The organism is Streptomyces sp. NPDC060031, assembly GCF_042736805.1.
GTDB lineage: Bacteria > Actinomycetota > Actinomycetes > Streptomycetales > Streptomycetaceae > Streptomyces.
This window is the reverse complement of sequence record NZ_JBHWVM010000081.1, coordinates 22,600-35,656: the sequence shown is the minus strand read 5'-3', so window position 1 is coordinate 35,656 and position 13,057 is coordinate 22,600. Positions and strand designations below refer to the sequence as shown.

At 73.4% G+C, this 13,057-nt stretch carries 14 protein-coding genes; 10 read left to right on the top strand and 4 right to left on the bottom strand.

Annotated features, from left to right (window positions below; all coding sequences use genetic code 11):
* Positions 1-145 precede the first annotated feature (145 nt).
* Positions 146-1,774 (bottom strand): FAD-dependent oxidoreductase, encoded by a 1,629-nt coding sequence (locus ACFWB8_RS28760; protein WP_385233278.1) that lies wholly within the window; start codon positions 1,772-1,774, stop codon positions 146-148.
* Between the two features lie 272 nt (positions 1,775-2,046).
* On the opposite strand from ACFWB8_RS28760, the gene ACFWB8_RS28755 reads away from it, so the two are divergent.
* The 7 genes from ACFWB8_RS28755 (at position 2,047) to ACFWB8_RS28725 (ending at position 7,396) form a co-directional block, all read left to right on the top strand.
* Positions 2,047-3,213 (top strand): SchA/CurD-like domain-containing protein, encoded by a 1,167-nt coding sequence (locus tag ACFWB8_RS28755; RefSeq protein WP_385233275.1) that lies wholly within the window; start codon positions 2,047-2,049, stop codon positions 3,211-3,213.
* Between the two features lie 83 nt (positions 3,214-3,296).
* Positions 3,297-3,740, top strand: a complete 444-nt coding sequence (locus tag ACFWB8_RS28750; RefSeq protein ID WP_385233272.1) for a cupin domain-containing protein — start codon at positions 3,297-3,299, stop codon at positions 3,738-3,740.
* A complete protein-coding gene (locus ACFWB8_RS28745; RefSeq protein WP_385233270.1) occupies positions 3,737-5,008 on the top strand; it encodes a beta-ketoacyl-[acyl-carrier-protein] synthase family protein in 1,272 nt (423 codons plus the stop codon). The genes ACFWB8_RS28750 and ACFWB8_RS28745 overlap by 4 nt, the downstream gene beginning before the upstream one ends.
* Positions 5,005-6,270 carry a beta-ketoacyl synthase N-terminal-like domain-containing protein gene (locus ACFWB8_RS28740; protein ID WP_385233267.1) on the top strand — a complete coding sequence of 422 codons (1,266 nt, stop codon included), beginning with the start codon at positions 5,005-5,007 and terminating at the stop codon, positions 6,268-6,270. Before ACFWB8_RS28745 ends, ACFWB8_RS28740 begins: the two co-directional genes overlap by 4 nt.
* Before the next feature lie 30 nt (positions 6,271-6,300).
* Positions 6,301-6,555 carry an acyl carrier protein gene (locus ACFWB8_RS28735; protein WP_385233264.1) on the top strand — a complete coding sequence of 85 codons (255 nt, stop codon included), beginning with the start codon at positions 6,301-6,303 and terminating at the stop codon, positions 6,553-6,555.
* A gap of 1 nt (position 6,556) precedes the next feature.
* Positions 6,557-7,033, top strand: a complete 477-nt coding sequence (locus tag ACFWB8_RS28730) for an SRPBCC family protein (RefSeq protein ID WP_385233261.1) — start codon at positions 6,557-6,559, stop codon at positions 7,031-7,033.
* A gap of 30 nt (positions 7,034-7,063) precedes the next feature.
* A complete protein-coding gene (locus tag ACFWB8_RS28725) occupies positions 7,064-7,396 on the top strand; it encodes a TcmI family type II polyketide cyclase (RefSeq protein ID WP_385233258.1) in 333 nt (110 codons plus the stop codon).
* A 79-nt stretch (positions 7,397-7,475) separates the two neighbouring features.
* Here ACFWB8_RS28725 and ACFWB8_RS28720 read toward each other — a convergent pair whose 3' ends face one another.
* Complete coding sequence (locus ACFWB8_RS28720; protein WP_385233255.1) at positions 7,476-7,889, bottom strand: hypothetical protein; 414 nt, start codon at positions 7,887-7,889, stop codon at positions 7,476-7,478.
* A 176-nt stretch (positions 7,890-8,065) separates the two neighbouring features.
* On the opposite strand from ACFWB8_RS28720, the gene ACFWB8_RS28715 reads away from it, so the two are divergent.
* Genes ACFWB8_RS28715 through ACFWB8_RS28705 form a run of 3 tightly spaced genes read left to right on the top strand, consistent with a single transcriptional unit; the run spans position 8,066 to position 10,772 of the window.
* Positions 8,066-9,316, top strand: coding sequence for a sensor histidine kinase (locus ACFWB8_RS28715; RefSeq protein WP_385233252.1), 1,251 nt, complete (start codon positions 8,066-8,068; stop codon positions 9,314-9,316).
* Positions 9,304-9,960 (top strand): response regulator, encoded by a 657-nt coding sequence (locus ACFWB8_RS28710; protein ID WP_385233249.1) that lies wholly within the window; start codon positions 9,304-9,306, stop codon positions 9,958-9,960. The genes ACFWB8_RS28715 and ACFWB8_RS28710 overlap by 13 nt, the downstream gene beginning before the upstream one ends.
* Complete coding sequence (locus ACFWB8_RS28705; RefSeq protein WP_385233246.1) at positions 9,957-10,772, top strand: hypothetical protein; 816 nt, start codon at positions 9,957-9,959, stop codon at positions 10,770-10,772. The genes ACFWB8_RS28710 and ACFWB8_RS28705 overlap by 4 nt, the downstream gene beginning before the upstream one ends.
* On the opposite strand, the gene ACFWB8_RS28700 is transcribed toward ACFWB8_RS28705, so the two are convergent.
* Positions 10,751-11,593 (bottom strand): class I SAM-dependent methyltransferase, encoded by an 843-nt coding sequence (locus ACFWB8_RS28700; protein WP_385233243.1) that lies wholly within the window; start codon positions 11,591-11,593, stop codon positions 10,751-10,753. The two genes, ACFWB8_RS28705 and ACFWB8_RS28700, sit on opposite strands and share 22 nt — an antisense overlap.
* A 31-nt stretch (positions 11,594-11,624) precedes the next feature.
* Complete coding sequence (locus ACFWB8_RS28695) at positions 11,625-13,043, bottom strand: GH1 family beta-glucosidase (protein ID WP_385233240.1); 1,419 nt, start codon at positions 13,041-13,043, stop codon at positions 11,625-11,627.
* Positions 13,044-13,057 lie beyond the last annotated feature (14 nt).

Genomic DNA, 13,057 nt, shown 5'->3' with positions numbered 1-13,057 from the left:
GCTGGGCGGGCTGCTGGGCCTCCCGCTGAACCCCTGCCCCCGAACCCCTGTCCCCTAACGCCTGCCTAACGCCCGCCGCGTACCGCACCCGCCCTACGGCCGCACTCGCGCGGCCGACGGGCGGGGCAACGGGCGGGCCGGCCGCTCAGGCCCGGCGCAGCACCTGCGACATGGCCTCCGTCAGCACGGCACGGGGATCGTCCACCGCCCCCTCGGAGCGCCACGCCACGAACCCGTCGGGGCGTACGAGCACCGCGCCCGCGTCCGTCAGCGCGTGGACCTCGGCCCAGTCGGCCCCGTCCTCCTGGACCAGGTCGGCCCCCGCGGATCCGACCGTGTAGGCGTCCAGCCGCGCCGACAGCCGCCGCGCCACCTCCTCGCCCGCCGCCTGCCACGGCGTCCCCGCACCGCTGAGCAGCACGAACGAGCGTTCGTACAGGTCCAGGGTGGAGATGCGCCCGTCACCGCGGGTCAGCCACATGTGCGGTGCCCGCGTGCCGACGTCGCCCTTCAGGCACAGCGCCTCGGGGATGACGGGCCGTCCGGCGTCGCCGCCGACGGTCGCCCCCTGCGGGTAGCAGTAGCCCATGGCCGTGGTGAGGACCCCGCTGCCCGGCCCGCCGCCCATGGTGGGCGGCGGCACGTACCCCGGGTGGCTGTGCTCGGCCGAACGGGCCGAGGCCCGTTCGGCGGTCGCCCGCGCCACCGGGAGCCGCTCGGCCTCGTACGTGTCGAGCAGCTCGATGCCGGCCGAGCCGTCCAGCACCGCCGCGATCTTCCAGGCCAGGTTGTGCGCGTCCTGGATACCGGTGTTCGAGCCGAACGCGCCGGTCGGGGACATCTCGTGGGCCGCGTCCCCGGCCAGGAAGACCCGACCGTCCGAGTACCGCACCGCGACCCGTTCGGCGGCGTGCCAGGGCGCCTTGCCGCCGATCGCCACGTCCAGGTCCGGTACGCCGATCGCACGGCGGATCTGCTCCGCGCAGCGCTCGTCGGTGAAGTCCTCCAGGGTCTCGCCGGTGTCCGGGTGCCACGGCGCGTGGAAGACCCACTGCGTGTGGTTGTCCACCGGCAGCAGCGCCCCGTCGGCGCCCGGCTTCATCAGGTAGCACACGATGAAGCGCAGGTCGCCGAGCGCCTCGATCAGCCGCTCCGAGCGGAAGGTGATGCTGACGTTGTGGAACAGCTCGCCGCTGCCCGTCTGAGGGATCCGCAACTGCTCCCGTACGGGGCTGCGCGGGCCGTCCGCCGCGATCAGGAAGTCGGCGCGCACGGTGAGGTGCTCGCCCGTCTCCCGGTTCTTGACCAGGGCGCTCACCCCGGTGGCGTCCTGGTCGAAGCTCATCAGTTCGGTGGAGAAGCGTACGTCGGCGCTCTGCGCGCCGCTCTGCGCGGCCAGGATCGGCTCGATGTTGTTCTGGCTGCACACGCACCAGCCCGTCGGGCTGAAGCGGCTCAGGGCGCCGGAGGGGTCGATCGCCTTGACCAGCCACTTGTGGTTGTCGCCGGTCAGCGACTCCGTCTGGAGGATGCCCGCGTTGTTCTCCAGCGCGGACGCCGCCCGGCGGATCGCGCCCTCGGCCCCGGCCACGCGGAACAGCTCCATGGTGCGGGCGTTGATCCCGCGGCCGCGCGGGTGGTCGGACGTACCCGAGTGCTTCTCGACGACCATGTGCCTGATGCCGTGGCGGCTCAGGAACAGCGAGGTGGACAGACCCACGAGGGAGCCGCCCACGACGAGGACCGGTACGCGAACATCGGCGTTGTCTTCCATCAGCTGCGGGCTCCTGGTTTCTGTGTGGGGGAGTGGACTCTTTATGCCCCCGATCGGCAGCCGGGCCCAGGAAGTACGCCGGTTGTCACCCGCTTGATCCGGAGATGTAGCGGTAGGTCCGCCCCCGGATGACGATGAGCGACAGCGGTTCCCCTCAGACACGCCGGCCTGCCGCACCCCACGGAGGCGGCCGCCGGCCGGGCGGGCCACCACCGACGGCGGACGAGGGTCCGTACGCGATGGAACTCCACGTCCTCACGAAGGAGTGAGCAATGACAACCACCCTGTCCCAACGGGTGTCACAGTCGGCCTTCGACGGCTCCATGCTCCGTGTCGTCCTGCTGATGGACCTCCACGAGGGGGCCCAGCAGCGGTTCTTCGAGGCGTACGAACAGCTGCGGCACGACATCGCGGCCGTCCCCGGCCACATCAGCGACCAGCTCTGCCAGTCCTTCGAGAACCCCTCGCAGTGGCTCATCACCAGCGAGTGGGAGAGCGCCCCGCAGTACCTCGCCTGGGTCAACAGCGAGCACCACGCCGAGCAGGTACGGCCGCTGGGCGCCTGCGCCCGCTCCATGCGCCCGCTCAAGTACACCGTGCTCCGCGAGACCGGCCGGGGCTACGACCACGCGCAGCGCCCGGGACTCGCGCGGCTCCAGGGCGCGCCCCGCCTCGGCGCCGGCATCGTCCGCCACGCCCTGACCTTCACCGTCAAGCCGGGCAGCGAGAAGGAGGTCGCGGCCATCCTCTCCAGCTACGCCTCCCCGGCCGCCCGGGTCGACGACCACACGCGGCTGTGCCGCACCTCGCTGTTCATGCACGGCAACCGGGTCGTACGGACCGTCGAGGTCCGCGGCGACCTGATGGCGGCGCTGCGGCACGTGTCGGAACAGCCCGAAGTGCGCGCCGTCGAGGAGGCCATCAACCCGTACCTGGAACAGGACCGGGACCTGGGCGACCCCGAGTCGGCCCGGATGTTCTTCATGCGCGCCGCGCTCCCGGCCGTCCACCACGTCGCCGCGGACGAGGCGGACGCCGACGACGTACGGCGCCACGCGCTCTTCTACCCGGCCAAGCCCGGCTGCGGGCCGGCGCTCGCCAAGTTCCTGGCGCGGCAGGACGAGGCCGCGGCCCACGGGCAGGGCGGCGCCACCGTCAGCAGCAGCATCTTCCAGCGTGACGACATCGTCGTACGCCTCGTCGACGTGCGCGGCCCGCAGGGCGCCGACCCCGAGACCGCCTTCGGGGTGCACGACCCGCGCAAGGCCGGCGTGCTCGCCCGCCTGATGGCCGTGCCCGCAGGTGAGCCCGGCAAGGCCGGCAAGAGCGGCAAGCCGGGCAAGAGCGGCAAGACCGGGCGCCCCGCCGGGTCCGCCCTCTCCGCGGCCCGCCACGCCATGAGCCTGATCACAGACCGCCGGGCCCCCGCCGAGCACTGAACCCTTCGGCCCGCCCCGGACACCCCCCACCCCTACCCCACCCAGCCCCGTCCAGGCTTCCCACCCGCCAGGAGGACCCCGTCATGACCAGACATCGCCCACGCATCGTGGACCTCAGCGAGACGCAGCCCAACACCAGGCGCGGCGGCGACCTGAGGGCCGTGCTCACCCCGACCTCGGTGGGCAGCACCAGCGGCTTCATGGGCCTGGCGATCATGGCTCCCGGGGAGCACATCGCCGAGCACTACCACCCGTACTCCGAGGAGTTCGTGTACGTGGTGGCCGGGATGCTGGAGGTCGACCTCGACGGCGAGGCACACCCGCTGCGCACCGACCAGGGCCTTCTGGTCCCGCTGAACGTGCGCCACCGCTTCCGCAACGTCGGGGACACCGAGGCCCGCATGGTCTTCCACCTCGGTCCGCTGGCTCCGCGTCCGGAACTCGGCCACGTCGACACCGAGGACGCCGTCCACCCGGAGGGCTCCGCCTGGGAGCGGCCGCCGGACCGGACGGGAGTGGTGTCGTGACCCGCCGGCGGGTGGCCGTCACCGGAGTCGGCGTCGTGGCTCCGGGCGGGATAGGCGTCCCCGCTTTCTGGGACCTGCTGTCCAACGGCCGTACGGCGACGCGCGGCATCACCCTCTTCGACGCGACCGGCTTCCGGTCCCGGATAGCCGCAGAGGTCGACTTCGACCCCGTCGAGCACGGCCTCACCTCCGACGAAGCGGCCCGGGCGGACCGGTACATCCAGTTCGCCCTGGTCGCCGCGCGGGAGGCCGTCCGCGACGCGGGTCTCGACCTCACCTCGGACGAGGCCTGGCGCACCGGCGTCTCCCTCGGCACGGCCGTGGGCGGCACCACCCGCCTGGAACACGACTACGTGGCGGTCAGCCAGTCCGGAGCCTGGTGGGACGTGGACCACCGGCTCGCCGGGCCGCACCTGCACCGGGCCTTCACCCCGGCCACCCTGGCCTCCGCCGTGGCGGAGCAGACGGGAGCGCGCGGGCCGGTGCAGACCGTCTCCACCGGTTGCACCTCCGGACTCGACGCCATCGGGTACGCCGTCCACTCCATCACCGAGGGGCGGATGGACCTGTGCATCGCCGGTGCCTCGGACTCACCCGTGTCGCCGATCACCGTGGCCTGCTTCGACGCCATCAAGGCGACCTCGCCCAACAACGACGACCCCGCGCACGCCTCCCGGCCGTTCGACGCCAACCGCGACGGGTTCGTCCTCGGCGAGGGCGGCGCCGTCCTCGTCCTCGAAGAGCTGGAACACGCCCGCGCCCGCGGTGCGACCGTCTACTGCGAGATCAGCGGCTACGCCACCTTCGGCAACGCCCACCACATGACCGGGCTGACCGCCGAGGGCCTGGAGATGGCCCACGCGATAGAAACCGCCCTCGGGCAGGCCCGGATCGACCCCACCGAGATCGACTACGTCAACGCGCACGGATCCGGGACCAAACAGAACGACCGCCACGAGACGGCGGCCGTCAAGCAAGTCCTGGGCGAGCACGCCTACAAGACGCCGATGACCTCCATCAAATCCATGGTGGGGCACTCGCTCGGCGCCATCGGGGCGATCGAACTGGCCGCCTGCGTCCTGGCCATGACCCACCAGGTCGTGCCACCGACGGCCAACTACGAGACCCCCGACCCCGAGTGCGACCTGGACTACGTACCGCGCACCGCGCGCGGTCGCAAGCTCTGCAGCGTGCTCTCCGTTGGCAGCGGTTTCGGAGGTTTCCAGTCCGCCGTCGTCATGACCCGGCCCAAGGAGGCGGTCTCGTGAGCAGCGGGAAGAGCGGGAAGAGCGGGAGCAGTCCTACGGTCATCACGGGCATCGGGGTCGTGGCCCCGAACGGCATCGGCGCCGAAGCCTTCTGGAAAGCGACCGAATCCGGCGCCAATGTGCTGGGCCGCGTCACCCGCCAGGGGTGCGAGCACCTCCCGCTGCGGGTCGCGGGGGAGGTCCGCGGCTTCGATCCGGCCACCCTGGTCGAGGAGCGCTACCTCGTCCAGACCGACCGGTTCACCCACCACGCCCTCGCCGCGTCCGACCTCGCCCTCGACGACGCCCGGCTCGGCCGCGCCGACTACGAGGACGACCCCTTCTCCGTCGGCGTCGTCACGGCGGCCGGATCCGGCGGCGGCGAGTTCGGGCAGCGCGAGCTGCAACGACTGTGGGAGCAAGGCCCCCGCTACGTCGGCCCGTACCAGTCGATCGCCTGGTTCTACGCCGCGAGCACCGGCCAGATCTCCATCCGCCGCGGCCTCAAGGGCCCCTGCGGGGTCGTGGCCAGCGACGAGGCGGGAGGTCTGGACGCCTTCGCCCACGCGGCCCGGGCGATCCGCCAGGGCAGCCGGGCCATGCTGGTCGGAGCCACCGAGGCGCCGCTCGCCCCGTACTCCATCGTCTGCCAGCTCGGCTACGAGGCGCTGAGCACGCACGACGACCCGGAGCGTGCGTACCGGCCGTTCACCGACAAGGCCTGCGGATACGTCCCCGCCGAGGGCGGCGCGATGTTCCTCGTGGAGGCCGAGGCGGCGGCCCGCCGCCGCGGCGCTCCCGTCCGCGCCGTACTGGCCGGCCACGGCGCGACCTTCACCGGCCCGCGCCACCCCGATGCCTCCGGCGAGGGCCTGGCCCACGCGATCCGGGGCGCACTGCGGGACGCCGGCTGCGCACCCGAGGAGATCGACGTGGTCTTCGCGGACGCGCTCGGCACCCCGCAGGCCGACCGCGCCGAGGCGGCCGCCATCGCCGCCGCCCTCGGCCCCCACGGGCGGAAAGTGCCGGTGACGGCCCCCAAGACCGGTACCGGCAGGGCGTACTGCGCCGCGCCCGCCCTCGACACGGCGGCCGCCGTCCTCGCCCTGGAGCACGGCATCCTCCCGCCCACGCCGAACGTGTTCGACGTGTGCCACGACCTCGACGTGGTGACCGGCAGCGCCCGCCCCGCGGAACTGCGCACCGCGCTCGTCCTCAGCCGGGGCCTGATGGGCTCCAACGCCGCGCTCGTCATCCGAAAGGGCCCCGCAGCCCCCATGTAGCAGCCCCCTCGTAGGAAGTGAGACGCCACCATGTCCGACCGACTGACCATGGAAGAGCTGGCGGCCCTGATGAAGACCGCCGGAATCACCGTCGACCCGGGCGAGATGTCGAGCCGGCCGGAGTCCGCCTTCGAGGACTACGGCCTCGACTCCCTGGGCCTGCTCGGGATCGTCGGTGAGCTGGAGAACCGGCGCGGCCGGGCCCTGCCGACCGACGCGGACCGCTGCAAGACCCCGCGGGAGTTCCTCGACCTCGTCAACAACAGCCTGATGACCGGAGCATGAGATGGCACACACCGAGAACGAGATCACCGTCGCCGCGCCGGTGGACGTCGTGTGGGACATGACCAACGACCTCCCCGGCTGGCCGCAACTGTTCAGCGAGTACGCCTCGCTGGAGATCCTGGAGCAGAAGGGCGACACCACCCGCTTCCGCCTCACCATGCACCCCGACGACAACGGCAAGGTGTGGAGCTGGGTCTCCGAGCGGACCGTCGACCGCAAGGGCCTCTCGGTCCGGGCCCGGAGGGTGGAGACCGGCCCCTTCGCGCACATGGACATCCTCTGGCAGTACGTCGAGGTGCCGGGCGGCACGCGGATGAAGTGGACCCAGGACTTCGCGATGAAGCCGGACGCGCCGGTCGACGACGCGTGGATGACCGACAACATCAACCGCAACTCCAAGGTCCAGATGGCGCTCATCCGGGACAAGATCGAACAGCGGGAGCGCGAGAACCGCACCCCGGCCGTCAGCCGTCTCTAGCCCGTCCCACGACAGAAAGGCAACATCCGGATGCACCGAGCCCTCATCGTCGCCCGCATGGCGCCGCAGTCGGCGCCCGACATCGCCGGCCTGTTCGCCGCTTCGGACGCGGGCGAGCTGCCGCACCTGGTCGGGGTGACCCGTCGGAGCCTCTTCCAGTTCGGCGACGTGTACCTGCACCTGATCGAGTCCGACCGGCCCCCCGGCCCGGCCATCGCGAAGGTGACCGAGCACCCGGAGTTCCGGGACCTCAGCGACCGGCTCACGGCCTACGTCAGTCCGCACGACCCGAAGACCTGGCGCAGTCCGAAGGACGCCATGGCCCAGGAGTTCTACCGCTGGGAGAACCCCCGCACGGGGTGACCCGGCCCGACCGGCCACGGGCCCCGCACACAGCGTGTGCGGGGCCCGCCGTGTCGCCCTCGCCGGGGCGCTCGGGTCCTCAGGACGTACGCCGGGCCGCGATCACCGCGCACGCCACCGCCAGCGGTACCTCCGCCGCGGCCGCCAGCAGCAGTGCCATCCCCTGGCCGGAGGTGCCGGCCGAGGTCGTGACGTCGAACCAGGCGTCCATCGCCAGCAGCGCCGCCGTCGCGGCCGCCACCGGAGCCACCCTCGGGTCGCCCCTGCGCAGCAGCGCCCCGGTCCCCGCGAGCCCCGCGGCCAGCATGACGTCCAGGCCGATCCACGCGGTGGCCCAGTTGGACACCTCCGTGCTCTGCGGCACCGTCTTGGCCAGCACCAGCATCCACGGCACCAGCGCCGCCCCGGCCCCGGTCAGCACGGTGGCCAGCGCGGGCACGCGCAGCACGGCCGGGCTGCGGCGGACTCGGTACTGCGGGGCGACGAGGGCCATGGCGAGGGTCTCCTTCCGGCCCGGCGGTCCGTCCCCCGGGCACACCACAAGACTCGCCTTCCGGGGCGCCCGGATCAGTAACCCCACCGTCCGAAACGGGGGTGGTGCTGGGTACACCCCCCTGCGGGCACCAGGGTGGTGGCGACCACCCCGGCCCGTGCGATTACCGTACGCACATGGCAAGTCCTCGCGCGCTGCGGCGTACTTACACATGGATCGCGGCGCACGGACCGTGGTCGGCATGGGCGTGGCGCAACACCGCCTTCACGGCGGCAGCGATCCCGCCGGCCCTGCCCCTCCTGCTCGGCCTCGTGTTCCTGGTCGCGGCGCCCGGGCACAGTCCCGTACCCCTGCTGCTCGTCATGGTGCTGTGCCCCCTGCTGACCACCCTCCAGCGCAGCCGCTTCTGGTCGTTGCTCGGCCTCGACGTCCCCGAGATCGTCCACGAGCACCCCTGGGCGAGCGTGCGCGGACTGACCGAACGGCTTCGCTCCGAGGCGACCTGGCGCCAGGTCGGCTACCACTTCCTGGTCAGCCCGCTGGCCGCCGCGGCCGGCGGGCTGCTGGTCCTCGCCTGGGCCGCGGGCATCGCCTTCGCCGGCGTGTACGCCTGGTCCTGGACCGTGCCCCCGGACGCCGTCGGCCCCGGCTGGACCCGGGACTACGACCTCGTCACCTGCGCGGGCGTCCTGCTGCTGCTCACCGCGCCCTGGCTCGCCGCCCTGTTCACCCGGCTCGACGCCACCGCCGCGGCCGCCCTGCTCGGCCCCAACCGGGCCCGGGAACTGGAACGCCGCGTCGAGGACCTCGCCGAGAGCAGGGCCGGCGTACTGGACGCGGCCGACCTCGAACGCCGCCGGATCGAGCGGGACTTGCACGACGGCGCCCAGCAACGCCTCGTCGCGCTCGCCATGAACCTCGGCATCGCCCGCGCCACCCTCCCCGGCCTGCCGCCCGAGGCCAAGACCGTCATCGACGAGGCCCACCGCGAGGCGAAGGAAGCCATCGAGGAGCTCAACAACCTGGTACGGGGCCTGCACCCGGCCGTACTGGAGGACCGCGGGCTCGACGCCGCGCTCTCCGGCATCGCCGCCCGCGCCCCCCTGCCCGTCGAGCTCACCGTGGACATCGGGACCCGGCCGGGACCCACCGTCGAGGCCGTCGCCTACTTCGTCGTCTCCGAAGCCCTCGCCAACGTCGCCAAACACGCCCGCGCCGAGCGCTGTTCGGTCCGCGTCACCCGGACCGCACCGGACCTGCTGCGCCTCACCGTCACCGATGACGGGGTGGGCGGCGCGGACCCGGGCCGGGGCACCGGACTGGTCGGCCTGCGCAAGCGCGTAGGGTCGGTCGACGGAACCATCACGATCGACAGCCCCGTCGGGGGCCCGACCACCGTCACCGTGGAGCTGCCGTGCGCGCTGTGATCGCCGAGGACTCCATCCTGCTGCGCATCGGACTCGTCAAAGTCCTCGAAATGGCAGGGTTCGAGGTGGCGGCCGAGACCGGCGATGCCGAGGCCCTGCTCGCCGCCGTCGAGGAACACCGCCCCGAACTCGCCCTCGTGGACGTCCGGATGCCGCCCGGCTTCACCGACGAGGGCGTCCGCGCGGCCCTCATGATCCGTCAGCAGAGCCCCGACACGGCCGTCCTGCTGCTCTCCCAGTACGTCGAGGAGCGCTACGCCGCCGACCTGCTGGCCAGCCAGAGCCGCTCCGGCATCGGCTACCTCCTCAAGCAGCGCGTCGCCGACGTGGAGGAGTTCATCGACGCCCTGCGCCGCGTCGCGGCCGGCGGCACCGCACTCGATCCGCAGGTCGTCGCCCAGCTCCTGCTGCGCCGCGGCGGCGGCCCGGACCCGCTCGAACGCCTCACCCCGCGCGAACGCGACGTACTGGCCCTCATGGCGGAAGGCCGGTCCAACGCCGGCATCGCCGCCGAACTCGTCGTCAGCGAGAGCGCGGTGGCCAAACACATCAACAACATCTTCGCCAAGCTCGACCTGCCCGTGGCCGACGGCGACCACCGCCGCGTCCTCGCCGTCCTGCGCTTCCTGGACGTTGCGCCGTGACGCGCACCGGCGCCGACCGTCCCCGCCGCCGCGCCGCCTGGATCCTCGCCGCCCTGTTCGGCGCGGTCTTCGTCGTCGTACCGGCCGTCTGGCAGGCGAGCGCGTACGGCACCACCCGCACCGGCGCCCTGCGCGGCGGCAGCGACGGCCGCGCCGTCACCGCCGTCGAGATCGAGGCCGGCCGCGCGAACGTGACCGTCACCCCCCGCGCGGACCAGCAGGTCGGCTACCGCGCCGAGGTCAGCTGGTCGCTCAGGGCGCCCACGATCGAGGAGAGCTGGCTCGGCGACACCCTCAAACTGACCCCGCACTGCCCCGCCGAGGACTCCTGGATGACCTCCGGACTCGGCTGTTCGGTCCAGCTCGGGGTGACCGTGCCCGTCGGCATCCCGGTCAAGGTCACGGCCGCCTCCGGGCGCGTGGACATCAGCGGCCTGGGCGGCAGCGTCGACGCCGACGTCACCTCCGGGGAGATCAACCTGACCGGGCTGCGCGGCGCCCTGCGCGCCCGCGTGGGTTCCGGCAACCTGCGGGCCATCGCGCTCACCTCACCCGAGGCGGACCTGCGCGTCGGCTCCGGCCGGGCCATCGCCGATTTCGTCACCCCGCCGGACCGGGTGACCGGCAAGGTCGGCGAGGGCCGTCTGGCCCTCACCGTCCCGGAGGCCACCCGGTTCCGGGTCAGCACCCGGGCGGGCTGGGGTCGCTGCGAGGTCGCCGAAGAGCTGAAGGACCCGGCGTCCGCGCGCGTCCTGGACCTCACGGTGGCGGCGGGCCGGATCGCCGCGTCCTACCCGGACCTGACGCCCTGAACGGCCCAGGCCCGCAGGCAGAGCGCGATCGACCCGTCCGGCCGGACGGGCAGGTCCGCACGCAGGTCCGCACGCAGGTCCGCACGCAGCGCCTCGCGCAGCCGCTCCCGCAGGGGCGGATCCAGGGCGGCGACGTAGCCGGGAGCCGGCCCCTGCCCGGTCAGGAAGGGCTCCCACAGATCCGCGAAGCCCGCGAACACGGCGGGCACCTCGATCGGCGCCACGGCCACCCCGGTCAGCCCCGCCCCCTCCCACAGCGCCCGCAGCGCGTCGGGACGGCACACCGGGAACCGGCGACCCTCGTCCAGCCCGCCCGCCGCCGGATCCACGCGCAGCGCGGCGTCCCAGAAACGGCGCAGGAACCCCATGCCCCCGGCGTAGTCCCACACGTACGCGGCGACCACCCCGCCGGGCCGCACCACGCGCACCGCCTCGGCCACCCCCGCGGCGGGCGAGGGCAGGAAGTTGAGCGCCAGCCCGCTGACGACCACGTCCCGGCTCCCGCCGCGCACCGGCAGGGCCAGCGCGTCCGCCACGGCGAAGGAGGCGGGCCCCGGCACCAGGCGCCGGGCCGTGGCGACGAAGGCCGCGGAGCGGTCCACCCCCAGCACCGCCCGGGGCCGCCGCAGCTCCACGACCCGCCCGGTCAGCGCCCCGGTCCCGCAGCCCACGTCCAGCCACCGCAGCCCGTGCCCGCAGGGCAGTCCGTCCCCGCCGCGCAGCCGGCCCGTGAACGCGCGGGCGACCAGCCGGCTCCACCGGCCCATGTAGCGCTCGTAGGCGTCCCCCGCGGCCCACACGTCGTGTCCCTGCTCGGCCATGCCACCACCATGCCCGGCCGCGGGCCCGCCGTCACCCCGGCAGGCCGCCGCGGGCGATGACGTCGGCGTACCAGTGCGCGCTGTCCTTGGGCGTACGGCGCTGCGTCGCGAAGTCGACGTGGACGATGCCGAACCGCTTGCTGTATCCGTACGCCCATTCGAAATTGTCGAGCAGCGACCACAGGAAGTACCCGCGCACGTCCGCCCCGTCCGCGATGGCCCGGTGCACCGCCGCCAGATGGCCGTGCAGATAGGCGATGCGCTGCGGATCGTGGACCTCGCCCTCCGGATCGGCGTAGTCCTCGTACGCCGCCCCGTTCTCGGTGATCAGCACCGGCACGCCCGGCAGCTCGTCCCGCAGCCGCGCCAGCAGCTCGTACAGCCCGTCCGCGTCCACCGGCCAGTCCATGGCCGTACGGGCACCGGGCGCGGGCACGAAGCGTACGCGCCCCTCCGTACCCGGCCACGGAGACGGGTCCCCGCCCGCGGCCGGGGCGCCGGGATCCGCGGCCGCGACCAGCGTGGGGGAGTAGTAGTTGACCCCGAGCCAGTCCACCGGCGTGGCCGCCACCGACAGGTCGCCGTCCCGCACGAACCCCCAGTCGGTCACCTCGGCGGTGTCGCGCACCAGATCCGCCGGGAGCCGCCCGTGGAAGACCGGGTCGAGGAAGATCCTGTTGCCCAGGGCGTCGATCCGGCGCGCCGCGTCCAGGTCGGCCGCGGAGCCGGTCAGCGCCCGCACCGCGTGCAGGTTGAGGGTCAGGGAGACCTCCGCGGACCGCGGGAGCACGGAGCGCAGTGCCTGTACGCCGAGCCCGTGCGCCAGGTTGAAGTGGTGCGCGGCGCGCAGGGCGGCCGCCGGCTCGGTACGGCCGGGGGCGTGGACCCCGGAGGCGTACCCGAGGAAGGCGGCGCACCACGGCTCGTTGAAGGTGGTCCAGTCGGCCACCCGGTCCCCGAGCGCCCCGGCCACGTGTCCCGCGTACTCGGCGAACCGCTCGGCCGTCCCGCGCAGCGGCCAGCCACCGCGGTCCTCCAACTCCTGCGGCAGGTCCCAGTGGTAGAGGGTGGCGACCGGACGGATCCCCGCCTCCAGCAGGCGGTCCACGAGGTCGCGGTAGAAGTCCAGGCCGCGCTGCAGGGCCGGACCCCGCCCCGTGGGCTGCACCCGCGGCCACGCCACCGAGAAGCGGTAGTCGCTCACCCCCAGCCGCTTCATCAGGCCCACGTCCTGCGCCATCCGGTGGTAGTGGTCGGCCGCGATGTCCCCGGTGTCCCCGTTGAGCACCTTCCCGGGCGTCCGGCTGAAGGTGTCCCAGATCGAGGGCGTACGCCCGTGGAGCGAGGCCGCGCCCTCGATCTGGTACGCCGCGGTCGCCGTGCCCCAGCGGAACCCGGCGGGAAAGCGCGCCGCCGTCCCCGTGGCGGGGGACGCGTCGATGGTGGTCATGGAGAGACTCCCGG

What these genes read in the sequence shown, in the direction of transcription:
- ACFWB8_RS28760 (WP_385233278.1), bottom strand. Translation starts at nt 1,774, where the DNA reads ATGGAAGACAACGCCGATGTTCGCGTACCGGTCCTCGTCGTGGGCGGC.
- ACFWB8_RS28755 (WP_385233275.1), top strand. Translation starts at nt 2,047, where the DNA reads ATGACAACCACCCTGTCCCAACGGGTGTCACAGTCGGCCTTCGACGGC.
- ACFWB8_RS28750 (WP_385233272.1), top strand. Translation starts at nt 3,297, where the DNA reads ATGACCAGACATCGCCCACGCATCGTGGACCTCAGCGAGACGCAGCCC.
- ACFWB8_RS28735 (WP_385233264.1), top strand. Translation starts at nt 6,301, where the DNA reads ATGTCCGACCGACTGACCATGGAAGAGCTGGCGGCCCTGATGAAGACC.
- ACFWB8_RS28730 (WP_385233261.1), top strand. Translation starts at nt 6,557, where the DNA reads ATGGCACACACCGAGAACGAGATCACCGTCGCCGCGCCGGTGGACGTC.
- ACFWB8_RS28725 (WP_385233258.1), top strand. Translation starts at nt 7,064, where the DNA reads ATGCACCGAGCCCTCATCGTCGCCCGCATGGCGCCGCAGTCGGCGCCC.
- ACFWB8_RS28720 (WP_385233255.1), bottom strand. Translation starts at nt 7,889, where the DNA reads ATGGCCCTCGTCGCCCCGCAGTACCGAGTCCGCCGCAGCCCGGCCGTG.
- ACFWB8_RS28715 (WP_385233252.1), top strand. Translation starts at nt 8,066, where the DNA reads ATGGCAAGTCCTCGCGCGCTGCGGCGTACTTACACATGGATCGCGGCG.
- ACFWB8_RS28700 (WP_385233243.1), bottom strand. Translation starts at nt 11,593, where the DNA reads ATGGCCGAGCAGGGACACGACGTGTGGGCCGCGGGGGACGCCTACGAG.
- ACFWB8_RS28695 (WP_385233240.1), bottom strand. Translation starts at nt 13,043, where the DNA reads ATGACCACCATCGACGCGTCCCCCGCCACGGGGACGGCGGCGCGCTTT.